The organism is Vibrio sp. D173a (assembly GCF_030248475.1).
The window spans coordinates 1-626 of sequence record NZ_JAHGAH010001607.1 but is presented as its reverse complement, the minus strand read 5'-3'; the positions used below and the strand labels follow the sequence as shown (position 1 = coordinate 626).

1 protein-coding gene and 1 pseudogene are annotated in these 626 nt (G+C 40.1%); both read right to left on the bottom strand.

The genetic code is table 11. From position 1 onward, the window contains the following. On the bottom strand, positions 1-117 hold a 117-nt coding region (locus tag KIV40_RS35090; RefSeq protein WP_285354094.1), incomplete at its 3' end, for a YfbU family protein. Between the two features lie 241 nt (positions 118-358). Next, positions 359-626: pseudogene (gene pflA / locus KIV40_RS35085) on the bottom strand (pyruvate formate lyase 1-activating protein); the annotation flags it as partial.

Sequence of the window (626 nt, the reverse complement as noted above, 5' to 3'; positions counted from 1 at the left end):
ACCACGTTCTACAATCGTTTGTAGACGCTGGTATTTAGCTGAGTTCTCAGGATCCATTTGAGACATTAGGTAGTATTGATTTGATAGAATTAGACGCTGAGCATTGGTCATTTCCATGGGAGGAACCTCACTAAAAAACTAAATGTTGTAATTTGTTTGTTGAAGTAAGAGTAACAGCAATTCTACTTACCGAAACATGATCTCAACACAGATTTAATACGTTTTTTTGAAATGATCAACAGAAGTTGTAACGAAAAATGAGAAGAAATGAACAGAAAACGGGAGTGAGCAGATTTAGCAAGGTGAGGGTAATAAAAAGCGCCTCATTAAGATGAAGCGCTCGATAGAAACAGACGGATTAGTATTTCACGTTTGAGTGGTATTCGGTCAAAATTGAAACGATCTCATCCATTGTTTCTTTGCTTGGAGTGTTAACACCATCCAGTGGGTAATCAATGCCTAGAGCTTCCCATTTATGTGCACCAAGCTTGTGGTATGGCAGCAGCTCTACCTTTTCAATGTTGTCCATATCTTTAATGAACTCACCCAGTAGGCGCGCATCTTCAGGGTTGTCTGTGTAGCCAGGAACGACCACGTAACGAATCCAAGTCTTCTTGCCAATCTTG